The 24,111-nt window shown below is 65.2% G+C and carries 13 protein-coding genes and 1 tRNA gene; 4 read left to right on the top strand and 10 right to left on the bottom strand.

Annotation, left to right across the window (positions count from 1 at the left end; all coding sequences use genetic code 11):
* Positions 1–86 precede the first annotated feature (86 nt).
* The 3 genes from drmC to drmA are packed head-to-tail and all read right to left on the bottom strand — an operon-like array spanning position 87 to position 6,249.
* Positions 87–896 carry a DISARM system phospholipase D-like protein DrmC gene (drmC, locus tag BC793_RS42975; protein WP_109602404.1) on the bottom strand — a complete coding sequence of 270 codons (810 nt, stop codon included), beginning with the start codon at positions 894–896 and terminating at the stop codon, positions 87–89.
* Positions 896–2,737: a DUF1998 domain-containing protein gene (gene drmB, locus BC793_RS42980; protein WP_203896599.1), complete on the bottom strand. Its 1,842-nt coding sequence runs from the start codon at positions 2,735–2,737 to the stop codon at positions 896–898. The genes drmC and drmB overlap by 1 nt, the downstream gene beginning before the upstream one ends.
* Positions 2,734–6,249: a DISARM system helicase DrmA gene (drmA, locus tag BC793_RS42985; protein ID WP_146246727.1), complete on the bottom strand. Its 3,516-nt coding sequence runs from the start codon at positions 6,247–6,249 to the stop codon at positions 2,734–2,736. The genes drmB and drmA overlap by 4 nt, the downstream gene beginning before the upstream one ends.
* Positions 6,250–6,400: 151 nt before the next feature.
* Between drmA and BC793_RS42990 the strand changes: the two genes are divergently transcribed.
* The 3 genes from BC793_RS42990 to BC793_RS43000 all read left to right on the top strand — a co-directional run bounded on the left by BC793_RS42990 (position 6,401) and on the right by BC793_RS43000 (position 11,353).
* Positions 6,401–8,491 carry a GmrSD restriction endonuclease domain-containing protein gene (locus tag BC793_RS42990; protein ID WP_109602406.1) on the top strand — a complete coding sequence of 697 codons (2,091 nt, stop codon included), beginning with the start codon at positions 6,401–6,403 and terminating at the stop codon, positions 8,489–8,491.
* 286 nt (positions 8,492–8,777) lie between these two features.
* A complete protein-coding gene (locus BC793_RS42995) occupies positions 8,778–11,153 on the top strand; it encodes an N-6 DNA methylase (protein WP_109602407.1) in 2,376 nt (791 codons plus the stop codon).
* The gene (locus BC793_RS43000; protein ID WP_109602408.1) at positions 11,150–11,353 is read left to right on the top strand and encodes a hypothetical protein; all 204 of its coding nucleotides are present in this window, start codon (positions 11,150–11,152) and stop codon (positions 11,351–11,353) included. Before BC793_RS42995 ends, BC793_RS43000 begins: the two co-directional genes overlap by 4 nt.
* A 21-nt stretch (positions 11,354–11,374) precedes the next feature.
* On the opposite strand, the gene BC793_RS43005 is transcribed toward BC793_RS43000, so the two are convergent.
* The 3 genes from BC793_RS43005 to drmD form a co-directional block, all read right to left on the bottom strand.
* Positions 11,375–15,067 (bottom strand): Eco57I restriction-modification methylase domain-containing protein, encoded by a 3,693-nt coding sequence (locus tag BC793_RS43005; protein ID WP_146246728.1) that lies wholly within the window; start codon positions 15,065–15,067, stop codon positions 11,375–11,377.
* A 70-nt stretch (positions 15,068–15,137) separates the two neighbouring features.
* Positions 15,138–15,434 carry a hypothetical protein gene (locus tag BC793_RS49270; RefSeq protein ID WP_146246729.1) on the bottom strand — a complete coding sequence of 99 codons (297 nt, stop codon included), beginning with the start codon at positions 15,432–15,434 and terminating at the stop codon, positions 15,138–15,140.
* A complete protein-coding gene (gene drmD / locus BC793_RS43010) occupies positions 15,431–18,646 on the bottom strand; it encodes a DISARM system SNF2-like helicase DrmD (protein ID WP_109602410.1) in 3,216 nt (1,071 codons plus the stop codon). The genes BC793_RS49270 and drmD overlap by 4 nt, the downstream gene beginning before the upstream one ends.
* Positions 18,647–18,793: 147 nt before the next feature.
* Between drmD and BC793_RS43015 the strand changes: the two genes are divergently transcribed.
* Positions 18,794–20,890 carry a UvrD-helicase domain-containing protein gene (locus tag BC793_RS43015; RefSeq protein ID WP_109602411.1) on the top strand — a complete coding sequence of 699 codons (2,097 nt, stop codon included), beginning with the start codon at positions 18,794–18,796 and terminating at the stop codon, positions 20,888–20,890.
* A 10-nt stretch (positions 20,891–20,900) separates the two neighbouring features.
* On the opposite strand, the gene BC793_RS43020 is transcribed toward BC793_RS43015, so the two are convergent.
* The 4 genes from BC793_RS43020 to BC793_RS43035 form a co-directional block, all read right to left on the bottom strand.
* Positions 20,901–21,845, bottom strand: a complete 945-nt coding sequence (locus tag BC793_RS43020; protein ID WP_109602412.1) for a tyrosine-type recombinase/integrase — start codon at positions 21,843–21,845, stop codon at positions 20,901–20,903.
* A gap of 161 nt (positions 21,846–22,006) precedes the next feature.
* Positions 22,007–22,720 (bottom strand): hypothetical protein, encoded by a 714-nt coding sequence (locus BC793_RS43025; RefSeq protein ID WP_146246730.1) that lies wholly within the window; start codon positions 22,718–22,720, stop codon positions 22,007–22,009.
* Positions 22,647–23,327 carry a Panacea domain-containing protein gene (locus BC793_RS43030; RefSeq protein WP_109602414.1) on the bottom strand — a complete coding sequence of 227 codons (681 nt, stop codon included), beginning with the start codon at positions 23,325–23,327 and terminating at the stop codon, positions 22,647–22,649. The genes BC793_RS43025 and BC793_RS43030 overlap by 74 nt, the downstream gene beginning before the upstream one ends.
* Before the next feature lie 667 nt (positions 23,328–23,994).
* Positions 23,995–24,068 (bottom strand) — tRNA-Pro (locus tag BC793_RS43035).
* Between the last annotated feature and the right edge of the window lie 43 nt (positions 24,069–24,111).

Here is a 24,111-nt window from a genome sequence, read left to right on the forward strand (position 1 = left end):
ATACACCGGCATGAATGAATGTCTCAGGGCCGGATCGCGGTCGAACTTGCGGTGATGCTCCTGACGGCGGCGATACCACGCGGTCGTCAGCGTCCTGGAGACGTGCGCTCCAAGACGCCTGCACCCTCACCCATCAAGGCTTCGAAATGTCGGACCAGGCGTTGGGTCACCATCGGGTCCTTGATAACTACGCCAACCTCTAGGTTCGTGGACAGGGCTTGGTCGGTGAGATTCGCACTGCTGATCAAGGCGATGGCAGTATCCGCGGCGATGATCTTCGCGTGGAGCGCTGACCTTGACTTGGCCGCTGCGGCACGGCGGTGTGCGGGCCAGTGCCAAAAGGTAGCGCTATCGGTTAGCTGCGAGAAAGCGGCCGAAGCACCGGCAGGGCCGCGAAGGGTGCCCCCATTACCAACGGATCCCTCAAGGACAAGGTCGACCCGTACGCCGCGGGCGGCGGCGGCACCGAGCTCCGCGATAACCTCGGCGACGCCGTAGGCGGCGAAACTGACGATGAGTAGAGAGTTCCTCGCCGCGCGGATAACTTCGATCACCACCGAGCTGGTGAGGCGTACTGAGACAGACGGACTGATCGGCCCGCTGATGACGAGGTCGGTGCGCCGGGACGCCGCCTGCTCCTGTATTAGTGCGGCACTGCGCAACGCCACCGCGATTGCTGTGCCCGGCAGCTTGTGGGCCGTGGCGTCCCAGGCCTGCACAAGGCTCCGGGCGTGCGTGCTCGTGGAGAAACCTGGACGGGCATTTATCAGCGCGGCCTCGACAGCAGCGCTTGGCTTGTCTACAGACATCAATACGGCCGCCCACGCGGAGATGTGCGCAGGCGGCAGGTCTGCCGCGATGCCGGCGATGGTGTCAACAAGGATCTCGTGATTCATCAGGCGAAGAACCCGAAGCCGCTGTCGACGAGGGTGTCCACGAGCAGAGCGCGGTCGAGGTAGTGGTTGCCGCGCTCGCACGAGGTTTCCGAGGCGAAAAGGCAGGCATGGCAGGCGGCTCCTGAAAGCCGACCGTGCATCGTGGGGTCATGCTCTGCGCAGAGCGGGTCGGAGCTGCACAGCCGGGCCGCTTCCAATGCCCGTTCGATAAGGGGACCAAGCCTATCGGCCCGGCCGAGTGAAACTAGACCGCCGAGCGTGCCTTCGCTGTCGGGAGCGGCGGTGTAGAGCAACACTCCCGCGGTGAAGGGCTCACCGTGCCGGGCGTAGACCCGTTCGCCGATGCCAGCGGCGCTGTAGCCGCATTCCAGGGCAACCTCGCGAATCAGTACGTGGGAGAAAGTGTGCAATAGCAGGTAGCGGAGGCCGGGCCATCCTCCGGGTGGTAGCTGGCGTTGTGCCCGCCACAGCTCGTGTGCCCTGATCAGGGTTTGCTCGCGTTGTTTGACTTCGGGTTGGTTTTCCCACGCGGCGACGCGGTCTTCGTCGAAACGCAGGAAGATGCCTTCGCCGCGCATCTCGGCGCACGGTACCCAGGTCGGGTCATTGATCGACAGTTGCGCCCGGCGGAGGTCGGACGTTTCGAGGACGTCCCACTCGGGCGCGTCGATTCGGGTGAATCCGTAGAGCGCGCCGACTTCCCGCAGCCGGGGTGCGAGGACGACCTGCTTGAGCCAATCGCGATGGACGGGCGGCACTCGTTCGGGACGGGTAGTGAAATCGGGCAGCTCGGTTCCGGTGCCAGCCGTGAAGGCCAGCCATTCGGGCTTGAGAAGGTCGAGGTCGTCGCTGTCGTCTTCGGCTTCGGGGTCGGCTTTGGCCCGGTCGCCGATCGCCTTCCACACTCGGTCGACGCCGTACGGTTCGAGTTCGGGCCAGCAGGTTTGGGTAGGCATGAGCATCTTTGCGGTGGCGGCATCGAGGCCGGCGAGGAGCTGCAAGGTTTGCCAGAACTCGGCGACGACCTGGTCGACGGGATGGTCCGCACGTGGAAGGCTGAATACCCGAAGCTGCATGGCGAACCAGCTGTTAGTGGCACCGAGTGCCAGGGTGCGGGTGGGGACGTCACAAGGATCGTAGGTGCCTAGGTGCGGATGGCGCCCACGACAGGCAGGGAGGTTCTGCTCCGCAAGGACTCCCAGGGAGTCGGACATCGGCCGGGACGCACCGCATTCGTCGCAAGAGACGAAGATGTTGGCTGCTTCACCCGTGCTGCCGCGTTCCGACATCTTTAAGGAATGTCCGGCACCGGGATCGACGCCGCGATGGGCGAAGTAGGACCATGGGAAGTCGTCCAGGTGGCCGTTACCGCAGGCGAGTACGAATCGAGCCGGAACGGCGGTGGGACGCCGGCCCCCGTTGCCTCGGCAGGAGTGTACGTAACGGACTTTGTCCGGCAGATAGGCGTGGGGCAGTAGTTCGAAGAAGCCGGCGTCCGCACGGGCGAGCCGGTTGCAGCGGGTATCGGAGCAGCGCAGCCAGGTGGGGAAGAGCGCCACAGGTACTCCGACGCGGGCCCATTCACCGAACGGGTCGGTTGTCTCGGGCAGGTGAGGAGGCAACCGCAGCGCTTGTACCTGGCGGCCGAGTTTCACTCGGATAGCGGCCAGTAGCCGGTCTTCTGTCACCAGGTCCGAGCGGGCGAGTTCCCAGTGCTCCAGGCCGAGCGTCATGACCGACAGGCTCGGTAGATCGGCGACGGAGCCGATGCCGTAGGTGTGCAGCAACTGGTTGGGGCGCAGTGCCCCTACGCGCTGGTTGTTGCGTTGAGGCTCGGTCACTGAGTCACCCCTGTCGTGCCTCCGTTACGGGGGACGAATGGTGGCGGATTCTCGTCGACTACGCCGCCCGCCAAAAGCTGAAGTTGGATGCCAGGCTCGACGTCGCGGAGCGACGTGGGGCACGTGGTCTGCCGCCATCGCCCCTCCTCGGGCCGGTGCAACAGTCCGGCGATGTCATCGCTACGGAACGGCTTGTCATAGGCCAGGCGCCGGGCGGGCACGGCGCGTTCTCGCGCCCAAAGGTCGAGACGTGCTTCCAAGTCGTCCTCGACTCGCTGCCGGATCCTGTTATCGCCGGCCACGTCACTGCGTCGTTTGAGGAACCGCACGACGTGATCGGCAAGTTTGCTGTGCCGGTCGAAATCCTGCGCGCGTAGATTGCCGTTGTAGGTGCGCTCGAGGTCGCGTACGAGTGCCACCAGGACGCCCGTGAGGCCGCGATCGATGGCTCTTTCCGCGAAGGGGGTGACGGACAGAGCTTCGACATGCCGGTAGACGTGGGCATGGAAGTGTTCGAACTGTTCGTAGTGCGATAGATCGCGGGGCCGGGCCCAGTTGTAGACGGTGAAAACGATGCCAGGCGAGGCACGTCCGACGCGGCTGGTGGCCTGGATGTATTCGGCGGTCGACTTCGGTTGGTTGGCGACCACCATGACGCCGAGGCGGGCGACGTCGACGCCGACCGCGATCATGCTGGTGGCCAGGAGCACGTCAATGGGTGGTGGGCTGCCTTTGGGCCGGGTGCCGGTGAATCGGACGGCGAGTTGGTCGAGTAGTGGCCGGATGGCATCCGACGACATCCGGGAGGTAAGTTCTTTCAGCAGCGGGTCGTAGCGGCGGGCCAGCCCGCGTTCGTCTGCACGGATGAGCCGGGTAGACACATCGTCCTCGACCAGTCGGCGCATGCCACCGAGATCGCGCAGGCTGTTGAAGTAGCCGACCAAGGTCATGTACGGATCGGTTACGGGGTTGCGGCCGTACGTCTCGTGCAGTTTCTGAGCCGCGCCGAGCACCGATACGTACACCCGGATCAGGGTCGACTTGATCCGATTGCCGTGCGCACAGATCCCGATGTATCGCCGGCCGGGCCGGTCCTCAGCGGTCCGTTGCCGGGCGAAGAAGCTGTCACCGGCGTCCAGGCCGGATGGCGGGAACACCTCGGTGTGCCGGTTGAACAGATCGCTGATCTGTCGTTGAGCCCTGCGAACCGTCGCGGTGGACGCGATCACCTTCGGCCTCGACCAGTGGCCCGGCTCGGGTTCCCAACTGGCCAGCCGGTCCACGGCGGTCTCGTAGAGACCCACAAGGGATCCGAGTGGCCCGGAGATCAAATGGAGTTCGTCCTGGATGATCAAGTCTGGCGGGCGGAGACGTTCGCAGTCGACGATCCGAGCGGGCGGTGCGCCGCCCTTCATCCGGTGGCTGGGTGCCTCCCACTCAAGGCGTTCGAGATCTTCTGTCAGATAGCCGTGCCGTTCGCACCGTTTGGCGACCCGGCCGAACAGCGCCGCAGTCTCACCCTTCCAGGGGAGTTGGGCGAACTTGTCAACGGTGGCGATCATCAGCGCCGGCGGGTGTCGGTAGATCTCCTCATCCACAAGGAGCACCGGCAGGCCCTTCTCATCGGCTGGTAGCAGGAACCCGCCGGTTTCGCTGAATGGGCACTCGATCTGCGGGCAGATCACCAACGTGCGCCGGTAGACGGGTTCGACAGAGATGTCGCGACCAGCCTCAATGCCGGTGCCGCACCACGGGCAGGTTGTCAGCTGGTGAGGAGACCCTTGGCCCCGGGTCGCCATCCCGCGTCCACGTCGCTGCTGCGCAAGCCACTCCTCGGCATCATCGGTGCGGTTGGGGGTGACACGTCCGCCGACCCACAGGCCGATCCGCATCGGCGTCGCGCCCCAGGTGGCAACATCCTCGCGGCGAAGCATCTCCGCCGCGCAGATCAGCGTCGCCGCCCGCTCGAACTGTTGGATCGTCAGCAGCCGCAACGTATAGCGCATCAGAACGGCCAAGCCGTTCGCTGCATCTAGACCGCCATGCGCCGGCTGAAGACGGCGGACGGCGATGGTGAAGGCGGTAAGGCCTAGGTACGCCTCCGTCTTACCGCCGCCGGTGGGGAACCAGAGCAGGTCAGCCACTGCCTTGCTGGGATCCTCGGTTCGCTCAGCGTGCCGAGGATCGGCCAGCGCCGGAAGGTTGAGCAGAACGAAGGCGAGCTGGAACGGTCGCCAGCGATGGTTGTCAGGCCGGTCGGCGACCGCCAACGCTGCCTCAAGCGTGGTGGTCGGGTGCTCGCGCCGGCCGGCGGCTAGGACGCTGTGTACACGCTGCAGATACATGGCCCGGTTCGCAAAGCCGAACGAGCGGCGTGCCACTGGATCGGTCGCCAGAACATCGATCCCCGCGGCGATCCGGTCGGCAGCCCGCTGGGCGTCTTGCACTGCATTCTTGGCCGCAGACCGGTACTCCCCCAGCCTGCGCTCGGGGTCGTCAATGCTGTCCTCATTGCGGCCGATCCATGCGCGGTAGCCGTCAACCAGCGGTTGTAGCGCCGCGGTTAGTTTCTCGACCGGACCACCAGCCAGCTCGGCTAGCCGTTTCATGTCGAGCTCTACGTCGGCGAGCTCCGGCAGGTCACGGTCGTCCTTGGCGTTGGGGACGTCGGTGAAGGGCGCCTCGTGATCCGGGACCGTTCGCGTGCTGATCGTATGTGCGCGCATCGGATCGGCAGCTTGGTCCGCCTGGACCGCAGCGCCGTGACCGACGGCGAACTCGGGGCAGAATCGATACGCCATCGCGAGCCGGCGCCGTTCGGCCTGGTCCGAGGCATCACCACCGGACACCTGCTCCGGACGAGGCAGGAACGCTGGATGGTCGTCGACGCCTGTTGCCGACAGTTCGGCTTGAAAGATCCATGGCCCGGTATCGCGCCTGGCTGGGGCTGGTTGCCGGTTCTCCAGGAACAGAGAAACCAGCCATGTTCCGTTCACAAGGCGGGCGCGTCCGCGGATCACCACGTCAGGCTGCGCGGCATCGACGGCCTTCGCGTCCAGCAACCCTTCGGCGAGCGGCACGACGATCGTCCCGCCGTGTTGCTGACGCCGCCACACCGGTCGCCCCGCGTGTTCCTCGTGTTGCGATTTGGTCCGCTCGTAGCGGCCCCACTTCGCGCTCACCCGAAGGGCAGTGACATCTCCCCCAACGCAGGCGGTGAAACCGAGAGCCGACGGGGTAAGGCTGGGAACGTTGGGTGCGCTGGGCTCCGCGTCGCCTTCCAGCATGTCGGGCGCCGCAGCATCTGACAGCTCATCTTGCGTGTCGGGATCAACCGGAACGCCATTGGGCGCCAGTCGACCGAGGATGTACCGGTCGAGAGGGTTTTCCCGGGTCGGAAACTCCTCGTCCGGCCCACCCAGCGGGCCGAGGAGATCAGCGAGCACCAATCGCTGCAACTCGTCGCGGATCGTCTGCCCATCCGGTATCGCCAGCACGGTGTCCACAGCCATGATGGTCACCGTAGCGCTTGGGTCCGACACCTTTGGTCCATTACTGGCGTGCGGGTGTCGGCGGCTCCGGGGTACGCCATCGGAGCGTACGGTGTCGGTCCATGCGCAATGGCGCCGCCGAGGTTTCTCGCTCCGCGAAGGAAGGACGCTGATGGCCGAGACGCTCTACAAGGACACCACCTACACCGTCTCCCTGCTGGTCCAGTCGATCGGTCTCGGCAAGGTCGCCTTGCCGGACATTCAGCGGCCCTTCGTCTGGCAAGCCGCGAAAGTCCGAGCGCTGTTCGACTCAATGTACAAAGGCTTCCCGGTCGGCTACCTGCTGTTCTGGGAGACCGGCGCCGACGCGGGCGCACGGCAGATCGGCGTCGACACCAAGGCCACCGTTCCCAACCACCTGATCGTGGACGGTCAACAGCGGCTGACCTCACTGTTCGCGGTGATGACCGGCGCGACCGTCCTCCGCGACGACTACTCACAGACCCGCATCCGCATCGCATTCCGGCCGTCGGACGCCACGTTCGCCGTCACCGACGCCGCGATCGAGAAGGACCCCGAGTTCATCGCCGACATCAGCGCGCTGTGGCAGCAAGGTGGCAAACGAGCGACCACCAAGGCGTACCTGAAGGCGATCTCCTCCCGCAGACAGGTCGACGAGGCGGAAGAGGAGCAGCTCGAAGATGCCATCGACCGTCTTTACGACCTGCAGTACTACCCGTTCAAGGTCGTCGAGCTGGCCGCGACCGCGGACCAGGAGCAGGTCGCCGAGATCTTCGTACGGATCAACAGTGAGGGCGTCACGCTGATCCAGGCGGACTTCATCCTCACCCTGATGTCGGTCTTCTGGGAGAAGGGGCGGCGTGACCTGGAAGAGTTCTGCCGGGCCTGCCGCCTGCCCACGCTCACCGGTGCGTCCCCATTCAACTGGTACATCCAGCCGCAGCCGCCGCAACTGCTGCGGGCTACCGTCGCAGTGGCGTTCCGCCGCGCGGTCCTCAAGCACATGTACACGCTGCTACGCGGCCGAGACCTGGACACTGGCAAGCCGTCTCCGGAGCAGCGCGACGCCCAGTTCGCACGGCTGGCAAAGGCGCAGGACCACGTCCTCGACCTGACGAACTGGCACGAATTCCTACTGTGCCTAGAACGAGCCGGATTCCGCGGCAAGAAGATGATCTCCAGTGAGAACGCAATCGTCTTCTCGTACGCGCTGTGGTTGATCGGCCGGGTCGACTACGCCGTGCCTGTTGCCCGGCTCCGCGAGGTCATCGCACGCTGGTTCTTCATGGCACACACGACATCGCGGTACTCCGGATCTTTCGAGACCCAGGTAGAGCGTGATCTCTCCGGCCTCGTCAACGTGGTCCACGGTGATGCCGACGGTTTCGTCGCCGTGCTCAGCAAGATCGTCGATGACACCCTCACCACGGACTTCTGGGAGATCACCCTGCCCAACGAGTTGTCCAGCTCCGCGTCGAAGTCGCCCGCCCTGCTCGCCTACATCGCGGCATTGAACATCGTCGACGCGGACGCGTTGCTGTCGACCGGCAAGGTGCGGGCCCGCCTCGACCCAGCGGTCACCGCGAAGAAGGGCATCGAGCGGCACCACCTGTTCCCCCGCGCCTACCTGCGTAAGCAGAAAGTCGCCGGCACGAAGCAGATCAACCAGATCGCGAACATGGCCCTCGTCGAGTGGCACGACAACATCGCCATCTCCGACCAGCCGCCATCGGTGTATTGGCCCGACCAAATCGCCAAGAAGGGGGTACGCAACGCCGACCTGGCCACCCAGGTCCGGTGGCACGCTCTGCCCGACGATTGGACCGAGCTGCCCTACGACGAGTTCCTCGCACAACGCCGCAAGTTGATGGCAGACGTGGTCCGCACGGCCTTCGGGCGATTGTCCGACCAGCAGTACGCGCCGGTCTATCCGGCCGCCGGAGCCCCGACGGTCACCGCGGTCCCGGCCCGAAAGCAGTACGCGGTAGGTGTGAGCGATCTGCTCGATGCCGGGTCGCTCATTGCCGGTGCGGTTCTGATCAACCCGACTGACGACGTCGAAGCAATGGTCCTGACCGACGGCCGTATCGCCTTTGACGGCACCTTCTACGACTCGTTGTCCGGGGCCAGCGACGCCGCGCACGGCGGCAGCACCAACGGCTGGTCCTACTGGCTCGCCGACACGGCTACCGGCCTGCGAACCCTGGCCTCGCTGCGCGACGATCTCCTGGCATCCGGCTGAGCAGCAAAGCGCGCGGCAAACTCAAGGCCGGTCGGCTTGGCTCGTGTCGGGCCGATTACTGTTAACGGTCTAACGAAAATCCGACCATCGGGGTTCTCGACATTCTTCTTCTGATCGTAGTTCACGCGCTTCATCAGGGATCTTTCGAGGCGCCCCGGGGCGCGGAGGCGCGGATGTAGTCCTCGCTCTGTTTCGCGCATGTCGAGTGCGCACTTGGCGAGACTGGAGCGAACCGGCTAGCTTCCTGGTGTCGAGATCGGACGACAGGTGACCCGGGGAGTGCTACATGGACAGTCAGGACAGCATTGACGATCAGCTAGTCACCCGCTCCGAGATTGCCGGATTGGTCGGTCTCCGGCGACCCGCGATCACCAACTGGGAGAGCCGGCATCACGACTTTCCGAAACCGGTTCGCGCGGGAGGGGAGGTGTACTTCCGGCGGGGCGAGATCCTTGCCTGGTTGGACAGCCGGCCGATTCCGCCCGGCACACTGAACCGAGATGAAGAGCCGGGCACGACGTACGCAGACCGCGCTCGTGGGAAGTTGTCCACGACCGACACTTCGACCGACCGCATAGGCGCGGCAGACGGAGACCTCCTCGCCGGATCGCATCGTCCCGAGGATCTCCATGAGTTGCTGGGGCCCCTAGCTGGCAGAGTCCGCGGGACAGGGACATCGGCAGACTATCTGCAACTACTGGCGTCATTGATGTTCCTTAAGGCCGCCGATCCCGACACCTGGTGGCGACTGGTGCACCGGATGCCAGGCAGCGGCGACGCCGACCGCGCCGCGCTGCTGTTGACCGCGATCGGCGAGACGGTCGACAAACGGCTGCGTGACTTCGGTCTGCTGCCAGGTATGAAGGCTGTGTTCGGTGGGCTGCAGCCTGCCTCGATCGAGGACCTGACGCGGGTCGTATACCTGTGTGGCCGACTGGGCCGCGCGGCTTTCCCGCTGCTGCTCGAGCGCTACGAAGCCGAGAGCAAATTGGGCAGCAACGAATTCTTCACCCCCGACGACGTCGCACAGGTCATGGCCGAGATCCTAATGACCGGTGCCGGTCCGGATCGGCGACTGTACGACCCGTACGCCCGCGGCGGTGAACTGCTCGTCGCTGTCGCCGGCCGGGCCGGGACTCTCGCCGAGGTGCAGGGCGACAGCCCGCACGCGCACACACTTCGGCTCGCCGGGATGAGCCTGGTTGTGCACGGGCAGCGGGCCAAACTTCACCTGGTCACCGGCTCGCCCTGGCACACGCGGACCTGGCCGCGGCAGGCCGCCGACCTGATTATCACGAATCCCCCCTTCAACGGGACGAGCACCCCGGGTGTGCAGAGAGTCGAGGAGGACTGGCCGTTCGGCCCGCCACCACCGGGAAACGACAACTTCGCTTGGCTCCAGCATGTCTTCGCATCGCTGGACGTGGGCGGCCGGGCCGCCCTCGTCATGCCCAACACCGCCGGCACGTCGGCGCATCAGCGGGAACGTGACATCCGCCAGGCGCTGGTGGCGCAGGGGGCCGTCGAATGCGTCATCGCGCTCCCACCGAAGCTGTTCACCGGTACGCCCATCGCAGTGTCGGTGTGGATTCTGCGGAAGACGCCGAACCCCGATGACCAAGTCCTGCTGGTCAACGCGCATCGGTTGGGCACCATGGCCAAGGGGCGGCGCACCCTCTCAGCGGCCGACCGCGTCGCCATCACTCAGGCGTATGTGCGATTTCGTGAAGACCTCGAAGACGGCCAGCCGCATGCGGGAATCGACGGGCTCAGCATCGCTGTCGATGCCGCCCAGATCGACGGACCCGACTACTCCCTCAATCCGTTGGATCACCAGATCGCCCGAGACCGCCGCGCGACGGCGAGCTCTGCTATGGCCCTCGCCTCGGCGTCCATCGAGAACCTCGTCGACCGGGAAGGCGCTGCGCGAGCCGCCGAGACACAGGTGGAACAGATGGTGACACGCTTGCTCGCACCCGGACCTGCGGGCAACGACCTCCCGTCCGGCTGGCGGCTGGTACGTCTGCGGGAGCTGTGCGACATCACGGCGGGGCCGTCCCACTCGCGGCTGCCACAAGAGCACCGTACGGACCAGGACGGTGTGGTCCTCGTGTTGCCGAAACACCTTGTTCACGGCGGAATCGATGCCGCCGGGGACATCAGGATCACCCATGAGCTGGCCCGCAGCCTGGACAGGTTCCGAGTGGAGCCAGGCGACATCCTCTGCGCGCGTTCCGGGTCGACCGGGTCGTCGGCGCTGGTGACGTGGTCACAGGCCGGTTGGGTGTTCAGCACCAACCTGCTGCGGTTGCGTCAGCTCGAAGCCGGCTCGATCGATTCGCTCTACCTACGCGGCTACCTGTCTCTGCCCGACGTGCAGGAGTGGATCAAGGGCCGCTCGGAGGCCACCGCGATCGCGTCCATCAGTGCCAGTTCCTTCGGCCAGCTGGAGGTTGTGCTGCCGCCATTGCCGACGCAGCGGCGCATCGGCCAGGCACTCCAGGCACTCGACGAGCAAGTCTCGGCCTATCGGGCGCTCGTGGCCGCCGCCGTCAACACCCGCGCCGTGCTGGCGGAGCACCTGTTGAGCGGGGCCTTGGACCTGCAGCCAGACTTGGGCACCATTTTCGCCGAAATTCTTCAGGAAAGGCGCTTGCCGTGAACAACCGCACTACCCCTCCGCCGAATCTCCCTTGGCTGCTCGCGGCGTTCCTGCTGGCCGTCGTCGTCGCGCTGGTGGCGAGCATCCTCAAGGCCAGCACGGGAGTCGGACCCGCCGACGCCGCGTTAACCGGCGGCGCCGCGTTCGCGACGACGATCGGCCTATGCCTGACGGCGCTCGTCGCCCGGAAACTCTTGTGAATCGCAGCCACGGCGAATGAGTCAGAAGAGGGCATCAGGCATGGGGAAGAGGCCGTCGTCGAAGACTGTCGTTGTGGTGGGCGCGCTCTTAGCCGACGGGTTACGGCGGACAGGCGGAGAATTCTTCGGCTTGACGGCCCGTACGGCGGTACGTCCGGCGGCCAATTCCTCGGCATGCCGCTGGTGGTTAAGTTCGAGCAGCCGGTCGAGGACCTCCACCTGCACCGCCGGATCGATGGTGAATCTGCGCCCCTGCCGCGTGTCGTGAAACCCATGTCCGAGAACCAGATCGCTCCAGCCATACGCCTCGGTCACTGCTTCGTCTATCTCGCCGTGGATCTCCCGAAGACGCCGCACGTCGGCCGATGTCGTGCCCTCATCGTGCACTAGGTTGTAGAGCTTCGTCAGCCCCAAATCTCGCCCCAACATTACGGACCGCCGATATGTGTCCAGTTCTCGTCCAACAGTATTCATCCGAGGGGTCAAATCCGGCTGCGCGAACGTCTCGAACCCATCTGACGGCGTGTACCGGGCATCTGTTCGTAAACTGGACTCGCCCTTCGTTGTCCACCAGATGAAGTGCATATTGCTTGACAGCAACGCAAGGTCGGCGGTGTCATTTTTAGCGAATACTACGAGCGCCTCACTAAGCACTTGATCAGCAGGAACGAGCAGTGGAAGGCCAACCCTGCTGTGTCGGGCAATCGCAATTACCCGGTCCATCCCGCTGATTGCTTTCAATAAGTCGCTTCTGCGGCGCCAATAAATCCACCACCTATCCATCAGCCCGGCGTAGCTTTGCGGGTTCTTTTGTTGACAATCAGGCTTCACTCTTTCTTCAGCAATCGCAAATACGTCGCTATACGTCCTTGCTTTTTCAATTGGCCAGTCATGGAAATTGATTATCCAGCGACTTCCATATCCGTCGCGCCTGGAGTTCAAATCGTCGGCGTTGATATAAGGATAGAGCACATCCCCATTCCGGGAATCCTTGGCAATGAGCGCCGATGCCTCCTCTTCGCTCACCACATAGCCCATTGACCCAGGCTCGACTCCTTTAAATGATAGCTTGAAATTTTCTTTTAGACGCTTGGGATTTCCAGCCACTCTTGAGCGGGGCAGTAACGATGGCGTGATCTCAAAAACGTCCTGGCCGTCGAGATTTGACCTTTCGCCGCGATCTTTGTGTCCAATCCAGATTAGGGAGACTTCTAAAGACGCCTTTCCTGGCCAGCGCTGTGATTTGGTGGCTCTATAGACTTGCCACCCTAAAGCGGCCGCTCGATCCAGGCCAACCTCTTTGGTATCCCCCTGAGCAATCGTATTTGTGGCAATCATTCCTACGCGGCCGCTACTAACGGCGAGATTACGGAGAAGAAAGTAAGCGCATAGGTCAGCACGTCCACCGGCCGTGCGACCCTCTGCGATGACTTGTTGTATGTAAGTCAGCAAGTCTTTTCCAAGGCGCCCACTGATCATGGTGCCTCCTGAGAAGGGTGGGTTTCCCACGATGGCGTCGAAGCCGCCGCGGTTGACGACCTCGGGGAACTCCAGCGGCCAGTGCAAAGGGCGGATCGACTCCGGTCGGCCCCCACGCAGCCACTCATTGACGGTGGCACGCACTCGCTGCTCCAGCGCAGGGTCGGCGGCGTCGGAAAGGACCGTGTAGACGTCGTCGCCAATCCTGGTCAGTCGGTCTTCAAGATTTTCTCCATGGTCCTCTGGGCCCCGAGGGCGGTGCTGGCCGCCTACTGATACGGAAAGGGCCGCACCAACGACAGCATCGGCGGCGAGACGCAGGCCGCGGCCGATGGTTTGGGCTTGGGCCAGCCGGTTGGCCTTATCAGCGGCATCGCGGGCGTCCTCGACGACAGAGGATTCGATGGACTCGCGCAATTCGGTGATTTCACCGAGGAGTTCATGGAGACGTTCGCTGACCGGGGCGAATGCCCGGTTGTTGAGCCACCTGCCTTGCATCGGGTCGAGGTGGAAGGCAGCGAGTTGCTCGGCGGAGGTGAGGCCAACCAGGGAGTCGCCGCAGCGTAGGGCGTGGTCAAGGAAGCCGAACGGCTTGTCCTTCGCCAGGGTGATCAGCCACAACGACAACTTTGCGAGTTCGACGGCCATGTCGTCGCGGTCCACGCCATAAAGGCAGCGGGCGGCCACCATCCGCTGGGCGGCGAGCAGCAGGTCGTCGCGATTGCCTTCGGCGCCGGCGAGCGCGGCGGCTTCGACGGGGATGCCGTCGCGTTCCCAGGCGCGGACCAGCACGTCTGCGAGGTATCGGCAGGCGGAAACGAGGAACGCCCCGGAACCCATCGCCGGATCGAGCACCTTGAGTTTGAGGATCTCCGCAGCGGACTTGGCCCGGCTCACCCCAGCGGCTTCCCTGGCGAAAAGGAGCGGAGCGAGGGTGTGCTGCACGACTTCCTCGGCCAGTGCTTTGGGGGTGTAGTGGGTACCGGTCGCCCGCCGGTCGCCGACTTGGGTGAACAGCACCGAGCCAGCCGGAAAGACGGTAGGTGCGTCGCGCAGGTCGGTGCGAAGCAGGCCCCAATGCGGGCGGATCCGCGCGCTCAGGTCGGCGTCGTTGTCGCAGGCTGCGTGCAGCGCGGCGAGTTGAGGCTGGCTGGGTGTGGCGGCGAGCGCTTTGCTGAGTTGGCGCGCGGTCAGCCCACAGCGCTCGATCAGCCAGGCCCGGAAGGCGTCGTCGCCTCGCCCCGCCGCGCTTTCGAGGTCATTCAGTGAGACCTCGGGTTCCTTGTTGCCAATCAAGCCGACGTGCGGGGCGTCCACCTTGATACAGGAGAATTCCAGCAAGCCTTCGTAGACGTGGCCGATCTGCTCGACGTCGAGGCTGGAATAGCTGAGCCTCTCGGCCGCCCGGCCCCGGTGGCGCAGGATCAGCAGGGCATCGAGGATCTGGTAGACCACCCTGTCAGTGACCGCGGCGTCCGTCAGCCAGGGGAAGCGACCGGGATTCAGCAGGGAGCCTCCATAGGCGGGGATCCACAGGTCGGGGTGTTCGCAGCCGCCGTGCACAGCAGCGAAAAGTGCCAGCAGACGAGGCCAGGCGGCGGTGCGTCGGTCGGTGACTTCGTCGCCGTGCAGGGCGCGTACCGCGCCGAGCTCGTCGTAGAGAGTGGAGGCGGCGTACGCCTGGGCGTAGAGCGGGTCGGCAACCGGGAGGAGTTTCTGCTCCTCGGCGTACAGCAGGAAGACCAGGCGCATCAGTACGGTGAGTGAGCCGCGGTAGATTTCCCGCTCGCTGACGTCGCGCAGCAGCGCCCCGCCGGCCTCACGGTCAAGGCGGGCCAGCTCTGCGACGAAGAGTTCGACGGCCTGGCGGACCTGTGCGCCAAGGGTGTTGGTGACCTGGGTGAGGGCGTCGGCGCTCCGGGCGAAGAGCCCGGCCAGGCTGGTCGAGGGCCGGTCGTCGACGCCGACCGGGGGTGCCAGCACGCGCGGGGCTGCGAGCAGGGTGGCGAAAGCGCGCAGCAGCGACTGCTCTTCGAGCCACAGGTCGGCGTCGAAGGTGGCGTAGCCGGGGGCGTCGCCGCTTGCATGAACCAGCACCCATAGCCGACCGTCGGTGAGCAGGGCAAGCGGCGTACCGGCGTCGCGGCACAGTGCGGCAGCTTGTTCGGACAGCGCTGGTTGGTTGCCGCGGGCGCTGGTCAGCGGGGTGCCGAGGTTGCGACGGTAAACGTGCATCCTGGCTGCTCGACCGCCGCCTGGTTCTGGGCCGTACAGAATGTGGTCTGGACGGAATGTTCCGGCCAGTTCAGGAGGAAGGGTGGACCCGTCGGTCCGCGCTCGAAGGAAAGCGCAGCAGTTCGCCCAGGACCAATTCGAACCAACCGGGGCCGAGCAGGTCTGGGGCATCCTGCAGCTCGGCCCAGGCACGCCTGATCCGGTCCCGGACGGTATCGGGCACGGTGTCGAGCCCATGTGGTAGTGCTTCGGTGAGCGCCGGCAGGGTGAGGAACGGCCCTTCCGGGCGCAGCAGCCCAAGCCATTCGGCGTGTTGCTCGGCAGCGCTCGGGGTGTACGGCCGTGGCGGCCGCTTGGTGGTGGTCATCGAACGCCTCCCGCAAGGGACGCTGGGACCAGGAAGGTGACCGCTGCTGGAAACCAGCGAGCGGTCGGTTCGGCGTAGCGGCGTTGCAGGGCGGCGACTTCGCGCTCGCGCTGGGCAGGGATGTCGGCCAGCCGGGCTCGCAGTGCATCGTGGTCGGTGCGCAGTTGCTCGCGTTCCATGGCAAACAAGGTGGGTTGCTCCCAGCGGGGCTGGTCGTCAAGCGCGCCTCTGATCGAACGGTCCAGCTCAGCCAGCACGTCGGCGATGGCGTTGACTTCCTCGTCACAGCGGCGCGCGAGGAGCCCATGCAGGCTGCGGGACCGCTGGTCGGCTCTGGTCGACAACGCGCGGGCGAGTGGAGAGGCGAGTTGCGGCCACAGCGCCGTCAACTGGTCGCGGAGTTGCTCGATGGGCAGTTGTTCACTCGCGGCGGCCAGCCACTGCTCCAGGTCGTCTTGCCGGGCGCGGGCAAGCTTGCCGGCCTCGATGGTTCCGCCGGCGACGACAATCTCCTCGTGTAGTCGAGTTCCTTCCGATCCGGTGACAACAACCCTGCCATGGGCAACAACCGCAGGGGTGCGCAGCAGATCGCCGGGGACGATGCGGGCAGTCACCCGGCTGAGTTTCGCCGCACCAGTCGGACCTGTGGTTTGTGATCCGCGGGCCTGCGCCCAGAGTTCGGCGCGCAGCAGCCGCAGGCACATCTGGACCAGGCGGTGTCCGAGGTGTAGCAGCACGACGTCGGTGCGGTCACGGGCAGCGTCCGCGTCGAAGGTGACTGGTCGCTCCCGACCAGTCACCGGATGCAACAAGCCGTCGTTGCGCGCAGCGGCCCACGCTCCGGGCAGTTCGGGCAGCCGGAACCAAGCGCCGGTGGCGCCCTGCGGGGTCGCCGTGTCCTGTAGGTCGCGGCGGTGCGCCAGACGCAAGCCGGTACGCACCACGCGTTCCACGGTGGCGGGGGTGAGGTTAAGTTCAGTGCGGCTTCCCCGGAGCGCTTCGGTGAGTCGTTCCAAGTCCCGGGCGAGGTCGCGCTCCACCCGCAACCGGGAGCGGCTGGCCCGACGGTCGATCTCCGCGTCGGTGACCTGCCAGTCGGTGCGTTTGCCGGTCATCTTCTGTTCGACCTGGGCGGCGATGACCTCTCCGGCGCTGCCAAGGTCGGCGCGAATGGCCTCGACCTTCTCCACGGCGAGGCGCAGGAACGCCAACTCGTCCTCCAGCGAGCCGCTGGCGAAATCGGTGTTCTGCCATCCAGCGGGCACGAAGTGCAGCACGTTGACCTCGGCGGCGTGCTGGCCGTGCCGGTCTACACGGCCGTTGCGTTGTTCGAGCCGGTTCGGGTTCCACGGGATTTCCCAGTGCAGCAGCCGGTGGCAGTGCCGTTGCAGGTTGATGCCCTCGCTGGCGGCGTCGGTGGCCAGCAGGATCCGTACCGGGTCGAGGTCGGGGTGCTCGGTGAAGACGTTCTTGACGTGGTCGCGTTCGTCGGGGTCCTGACCGCCGTAGAGCAGGGCGATGCGTTCTTTGGGGTATCCGGCGGTGAGGAGGCGTTCGTGCAGCCAGCGCTGGGTGTCGCGGTACTCGGTGAAGATAATGACGCGCTCGGCCGACCACTGGTCGTCGGGTCGGACGATCGGGTCGAGCCAGGTGCGCATCGCGGCGAACTTAGCGTCCGGTCGGTCCTGGGCGGTACGCGCCCAGGTACGCAGTTCGTCGAGCAGGGCGCGTTCGCTCGCCGACAGCGGGGCGGTGAAGGAACGGACTGCGGCGAGGGCATCGGCCTCGGTGTCGGCGTACGCGGTGTCGTCCTCCGCGGTCTCGTCCAGTCGTTCGATCATCGGCCGCAGCACGCGTTCGGCACCGGCATCGGCGGTCGGCGCCGACGCGTTATCGCGGGCGTTCATGGTGGCCAGGTGCGTATCGATGGTCTCGGCAAACGCCTTCGGGCACGAGAAGAGGCGGCGTTTGAGTAGCGTGGTGACGAAGTCCGCAGCGATCTGTCCGCCCTTGCCTGACGCGCCCTCGCGGCGACTGACGGCGTACTGGGACAGCAACTCGTGGGCGTGCTGCTCGGCTGTGGAGTAGTCGACTTCCAGGAACGCTAGGCGGCGGGCCGGGAATCTTGGGCTGCCGTCCCACTTCGGTGGTAGCTCGCTCTTGAGGCGGCGCACCATCACCCGGGCGAGTTGCTCCTCGTTCGGCTTCACACCGCGGGCGAATCGCTGGTCGTCGAGCATCTCCAGGAGGGCGGTGAAAGACTCGGTGTATCCGTTGTGCGGGGTCGCGGACAGGAACAGTCGATGTTCGCAATGCGGCGCGAGCACCCGGATGGCCCGTGTGCGTTGTGAATCGACCGCGTATTTGCCTCGTCCTGATGGGGCGCAGGTGTGCACCTCGTCGACGACCAGCATGTCGAACGTACGTGGGTAGCGCGGCGCGGCGGGCAGGACCTCGCGCAGCAGGCGCAGGGGACGGTCGCGTTTGAGCCAGTCGACGCTGACGATCAGTCGGGGGTAGTGCGTCCATGGGTTGGCGTACAGACCTCGGGAGCGGCGCAGCTCCTTCAGCAAGTTGGTGTCAACGATGCGAAAGTCCAGGCCGAACTTGTCGCGCATCTCGTCGCGCCACTGCCGGGTCAGGCCCGCCGGGCAGACGATCATCATCGTCCGGGCGCGGTGACGCAGCATCAGCTCCTGCATGACGAGCCCGGCTTCGATGGTCTTGCCCAGGCCGACATCGTCGGCGATCAGAAGGTTGGTCCGCGGCATGGACAGCGCACGGACGACCGGATCGAGCTGGTAGTCCTCAATCTCGATGCCGGAGCGGAATGGCGCCTGAAGGGCGGTTTTGTCCGCTGATGCAGTCGCGCCCCAACGCACGGCGTCGAGGAAGGCGTCGAGCTGCGCCGGATCGTCGTAGCCATTGGCCGGATCAGGGAGGCTGGCGCTGTCGTGCACGATCCGGCCGGGCTCCAGCTCCCAGATCACGCGCAGCTCTTCGTCTCGGGCGTCGTCCTCGATACTGACCAGGGTCACCCGGTGCGGCGCTCGGCCGGTCAGCACGTGCGGGTCACCGCTGGCGACTTCTCCGCGCACGACGTCGGACGCCACCCACCGCCGGTTACGTACCGTGACCAGTTGCCCGGGTGCCGGCGCGTCAGGATTATCCGGCGTCGCGGTATCAGTGGTCGATGCTGTATCTGTGGTCATATGGTGGCTGACCTCGTCCGCGTCATCAGTGCCTGTTCTGTCCGCGCGTGCCGTCCAGATCCATCGCTAGACCTCGGCTGTAGAGCCTAATATGGGTTCTCACGGAACGCGGCAGTAGGGTAACTCCCCGATGGAGGAATCGATCATATGGCGCGGCTTGGCATCGCCAAAGACTTCCTGGCCGACTATGCCAAACTGCAGAAACCCGTTCAAAAAGCAGTCGACGCCGCAATCGAGAAGTTCTCCCAGCACACGCACGCCGGCCTGCACCTGGAGAAACTCGCAAAGTCGAAAGACTCGCGTATCCGCACCATTCGTGTGACCGATTTCTACCGAGGTGTCGTCCTCGCGCCCGACACGGGCGACGAGTTCCTGCTGCTGACTGTGCTACCGCACGACGACGCCAACGCCTACGCGGTCAGCCGGCGGTTCACCGTCAACCACGCACTCGGGGTGCTGGAAGTCCGTAACCAGCAGGCACTCGACAGCATCGAGCCGGCACTACGCCAGGCCGCCGCGAACACTCCGCAGCTCCTGTTCGCCTCGGTCAATGATGCTGACCTGATCCGGTTGGGCATCGACGCCGATGTTCTCCCGATCGTACGGGTGATGGCGACCGAGGCTCACCTCCAGGCGTTAGCCAATCTGCTTCCCGCTCCACAGTTCGACGCGCTGACCGGGCTCGCAGCGGGCCTGACTCCGGAGGAGGTCTGGCAGGAAGTCAGCCAGCAGCTCGTCGACGTACCACCGGCAGATGTCGACCCCGACGACATCAGTGCCGCCGCCGCACGTACTCCGGATCGATTCGTGATGGTCTCCGGACCCAACGAGCTTGCGCAGATTCTGGCCCACCCGTTCGACGCGTGGCGCAACTTCCTGCATCCAATGCAGCGCCATGTCGCTTACCGTCCTAGCTACGCTGGCCCCGCGCTCGTCACAGGTAGCGCCGGGACCGGAAAGACCGTCACTGCGCTGCACCGAGCCGTCTTCCTTGCACAGCAGGTGCCGGACGCTTCGATCCTGTTGACCACGTTCACCCGTAACCTCGCTGACGCCCTCGACCGGCAGGTGGGCCTACTCACCGACGACCCCCAGGTCCGCGAACGGATCGAAGTGCTCAACGTGGACAGGCTTGCGTATCGCATCGTCGCCGAGTCCCTCGGCCAGCAGCCCACGATCGTCGACCAACGTGCCCTACGTAACCTCTGGGGACAGGCAGCCTCATCTACGGACGGGCTCAGCGCGGTCTTCCTAGAACGTGAATGGGAGCAGGTCGTCCTGGCACAGTCGTTGACCGACTCCGCCGGCTACCTCGCCGCCCGGCGGCACGGCCGTGGCACTCCCCTCAAACGGGAGCAACGCCTTCAGGTCTGGGACGCCATCCAGCAGGTGACCAGTGCCCTGCGTGCGGACAACAGTTTCACGCATCTGCAGCTTGCCGATGAGGCTGCCCGCATCGTCGCCGCCCGTCCGGACCCGCTCTATCGGCATGTCATCGTCGACGAGGGACAAGACCTGCACCCTGCGCAGTGGCGGTTGCTGCGCGCGGCGGTCACGGCCGGACCGAATGATCTGTTCATCGTGGCCGATCCTCACCAGCGGATCTACGACAATCACGTCTCACTCGGCAGCCTCGGCGTCGGCATCCGCGGACGCAGCCGGAAACTGACGGTCAACTACCGCACTACGCAGGAGATCCTTGCCTGGGCGGTGCGCCTGCTCACCGGTATCGCCCCTACCGGACTTGACGATCAGCCCGACAGCCTAGACGGCTATAGATCGCCCATCCACGGCAGGCGGCCTGTCGTCGCCGCGTACCCGGACCGGGACACTGAATACACCCGGCTCGCTGAGCAGATCCGCACGTGGCTCGACGCCGGGGTGGAACCCCATGCCATTGCTGTGGCCGCTCGCAACAGTCACCTGGTTCATGGCGCCCGAGATGCGCTCACGGTGGCCGGCATCCCGGTCAGCTCGACCACGGCGTCCAAGAGCAACGCGGTACGCGTCGGCACTATGCACGCAATGAAGGGTCTGGAGTTTCGCTGTCTGGCCGCGATCGGAGTTGACGCCGGCTCGGTACCCGCCAAGGCCGCGGTAACCGCCGCTGATGAAGATCCAGTCTCCCACGAACATGATCTTCAACGTGAGCGCTGCCTCCTCTTTGTCGCATGTACCCGCTCCCGTGACTTCCTGTATGTATCCCACACCGGTCAGCCCAGCCCATTCCTGCAAACAAGGTGAAGCTTGACATCTAGACACGCTCGCCGATACCGAGGCGTGCTTGGGTGTTGCGGGCTCGTTCGGCGGCGGCGCTGGCTCCGTATCGGCGTGCTGTCTCCTCGGATGTCCAGCCGAGGATGAGCATCAGGTCGCCGGTATCGCCGCCGGCCAGCTTCCACTCGTGGGCGTAGCTGTGTCGCCATCGGTGGGCAAAGAGGTTGGTGATGCCGGCCTTCTCTCCCAGCCGCTTGAGGCGGATCTTGATGCCGGCTGCCCGCAGCCGACGAGCCCCTTTCAACGCGATCCACAGCTGAGGCACATCGTCGATGCCGGTGCGTCGGTTCCGGGATCGGATGTATCGACGGAGTATGCGCGCCGTTTGAGAACCCAGCCGGACACGGCGTTGCTTGCCGCCTTTGCCGTGCAGGACCACCGAGTCGGTGTCGAGGTCCACGTCGGTGACCAGGAGATCGCCGATCTCGGAGAGCCGGGCACCGGTGTTGTAGTACATCCGCACGAGTGCCTGGTCACGCAGCTGCGCGAAGTCGTTTCCTTGACAAGCCTCGAGGATCTGGCCGGTCTCGTCGTCGCTGATGACCGGGATCAGTTTCTGCACGGCCATCGGTTGCGGTACCCCGGACATCGGCGATCGCTCGATTTCGCCTTCTTCGAGCAACCAGCGGAAGAACTGTTGCAGGCTCTTGTGCTTGTTGAGGCTCGTTGCGGCTGACCGGGTCTCCAGCATCCAGGCTTGGAACGCTACGACTTGCCGTTTGACGACAAGGACCGGGTCGTGAGCGCCGGCGGAGTCGGGCATCTGCTCGGCGAGATAGTCCGCGAGTTGACGGGCGGCGAGCAGGTAGTTGTAGCGCGTGCTCTCGGGATGGTTGGCGGCCCGTAACGATCGTTCCCAGTCTCGCAGCAGCACGGACCATGCCGGAGGCTCGAGATCGCACCACAGCTTGGCCACGTTCATCGCCGACCTCCGGTTCAGAAAGTCATAGCGGCCTGCGTCCAGATTCCCTGACTCCAGAGTTGTTCTGGGGCGCCGGGCGTTCAAGCGGGTGCACCCGATCGATCTACTGTCAGCGCGTCGACAGCACACTCTGGTGGCGCCGAAACCGGCATGCGGAGCTGTTACGGCTGCTGGAACGGCGAGCGCATCTTCTTGGCCGCGAGGGCGCCGCGTGTTCGGCGCACGAGCGTGACGAACTCGTGGGGGTACAGGACGAGGACGTTCGGGTTGAGGTTGGTCGCCTGTCGGAAGCCGCGGTCGCGTGTCACGCAGTATTTGATCGACGGGGGTGCCGCATCATCGGCGGCTTGCAGGGCGGTGGTGAAGACGCACGCGTCTTCGTGGTCGAGGGGTGGGTGGCCGTCCACGTTTACGATCTCGATGCGGCCGCCGTTGGTCATGTCGTAGACCAGGTCGTAGAGGAAGTCGTGCAGCAGGTTCTCGGCGTCTTCTGGTGACCACCCGAGTCCGCGGGATTCGGCGGTGGCCCCGTCACGAGGCTGCCGGGCCTTCAGCACGAGCAGGTCAGCGATGTGGTCGGAGGTCCACACCTCGAGCAGTTCCGGACCCGCGAACCGGCCGGTCGTGGTGAGCGCGACGGCTCGCAGGCTGTCGATCCGGCTGTCGGCTCGGTTCGGAACCGGTGCCTGGCTGTTGCGGGCCGCCGCATCCCGGAATTTGTCCCAGGCGAACGGCGGCCCGAGCAAGTCCGCGACGTCCAACAGAATGTTGAGATCGAAGACGACGGTATGGAGGTCTGGTTCAGCCTCGTGGTGCGCTGGCACGCTGCGGGCGCTCCCGGTTGATACGGGCCGCGACACGCGGCGGCTGGTCATGATCGCAGGCCGTGGTGAACGCAGAAGCCACGTGCTGAGGGCTTCCGGGATCGTCGTCAGGCGTTTGGTGACGGAAGTCGGAACGGATGTCAGCCAAGATCTGCTTCCTCTCCGCGGCACTGATCTCGGTGTCGGCAGGGCCGTGGAGGCCACCGGACACCAGGTCAGCCACGCGTCGGCCAGCCAGGGAACGTCGCCGGTAGAACCGTTTCATCTCCTCGTCCCGGATACGGGCCTTGCTGGGCTCGTGGTCAGGCAGACCCTGCCGAGCGACACGCCAGGGAAGTTCGTTGTGGGTCAACTCGGAGAGGTCGTCACCGGACAGGTCGCCGTAGACCTGGCAGACCAACGAAATGACCTGGGACCCGGTAGGCGCCAGGTTGCCGGGGTCGCCGGTGGGCCAGCTCCTGACGGTCCGCTGGCCCCGGTGTCGGTCCCAGAGCGCCACCGTCACCGGCCCGTCGCGCCATGCTTCGATTGGATCGGTGAACAAGGGCTCGTCGACGAGTGCCAGATGCCAGGCCTGGCTGTAGTAGACGAGCTTCTGCAGCCGCATGGCCTCGACCGGCCCGACATGGGTCAGGACCGCCGCCGCGACGTCATGCACGTTACTTGGCAATGTGGGCCCCCGAACTACCTACGTACAGCCGATTCTACAGGTCGCCGCATGATCGTCACATCGCTCGCCGGCGCCTGAACCCCTGGCGGCCGGAGCAGCAGGCGGTCCGGACGACCTGGTCAGTCACATCGCCTTGGACGACTCCTTGACTCGCCAACTCAATTCAACGGCATCGGAGTGAACGGGAATACGCCCGGCCTCGATTCCCGTCAGCACGGCCGGGACCAGCCCGATTTTGCAACTCACCACCGCCCGCCCAACGGAGCTCGTGAAGCACGACAGATCAGTGGGCAATGAGGCATCGCGCCATCCGGAGTGGAGTTAAGGGATCTGCGGGCGGCTCTTGATCGTCCGGTAGCGCCGAGCGGCGTGCAAACTACGAGAACCGCCTCGCCATCAAGCGAAAACGCTGTGACCTGCTGAAACTTAGAACGCCAGTTGGCGGAGCAGCCGAGTCAAGGGCTCCATCGAATCCGCGCTTCACACGCCGGACCATCGAAAGATGATGCTTGAGCTGCAGAAACTCGCCCGGAGGTTCATTGTGGAGACGGCGAACTGATACCGGGTCAAGTGGTCTATCACCCACCGCCATCGAAACACATCCATTAAAAAAGCGTTCCCGCAAGTCTCTGACCTGCGGGAACGCTTCAAAATGTCGGGCTGACAGGATTTGAACCTGCGACCCCTTGACCCCCAGTCAAGTGCGCTACCAAGCTGCGCTACAGCCCGATCCCGCCCGGGGCCTCAGCCCCGCGCGACATCTCGTACAGAC

The sequence above is a fragment of the Actinoplanes xinjiangensis genome (assembly GCF_003148685.1).
In the GTDB taxonomy this organism is placed as follows: Bacteria; Actinomycetota; Actinomycetes; order Mycobacteriales; family Micromonosporaceae; genus Actinoplanes; species Actinoplanes xinjiangensis.

What these genes read in the sequence shown, in the direction of transcription:
- drmD (WP_109602410.1), bottom strand. Translation starts at nt 18,646, where the DNA reads ATGACCACAGATACAGCATCGACCACTGATACCGCGACGCCGGATAAT.
- BC793_RS49270 (WP_146246729.1), bottom strand. Translation starts at nt 15,434, where the DNA reads ATGACCACCACCAAGCGGCCGCCACGGCCGTACACCCCGAGCGCTGCC.
- BC793_RS43020 (WP_109602412.1), bottom strand. Translation starts at nt 21,845, where the DNA reads ATGAACGTGGCCAAGCTGTGGTGCGATCTCGAGCCTCCGGCATGGTCC.
- drmC (WP_109602404.1), bottom strand. Translation starts at nt 896, where the DNA reads ATGAATCACGAGATCCTTGTTGACACCATCGCCGGCATCGCGGCAGAC.
- BC793_RS43015 (WP_109602411.1), top strand. Translation starts at nt 18,794, where the DNA reads ATGGCGCGGCTTGGCATCGCCAAAGACTTCCTGGCCGACTATGCCAAA.
- BC793_RS43025 (WP_146246730.1), bottom strand. Translation starts at nt 22,720, where the DNA reads ATGACCAGCCGCCGCGTGTCGCGGCCCGTATCAACCGGGAGCGCCCGC.
- BC793_RS42990 (WP_109602406.1), top strand. Translation starts at nt 6,401, where the DNA reads ATGGCCGAGACGCTCTACAAGGACACCACCTACACCGTCTCCCTGCTG.
- BC793_RS42995 (WP_109602407.1), top strand. Translation starts at nt 8,778, where the DNA reads ATGGACAGTCAGGACAGCATTGACGATCAGCTAGTCACCCGCTCCGAG.
- BC793_RS43005 (WP_146246728.1), bottom strand. Translation starts at nt 15,067, where the DNA reads ATGCACGTTTACCGTCGCAACCTCGGCACCCCGCTGACCAGCGCCCGC.
- drmA (WP_146246727.1), bottom strand. Translation starts at nt 6,249, where the DNA reads ATGGCTGTGGACACCGTGCTGGCGATACCGGATGGGCAGACGATCCGC.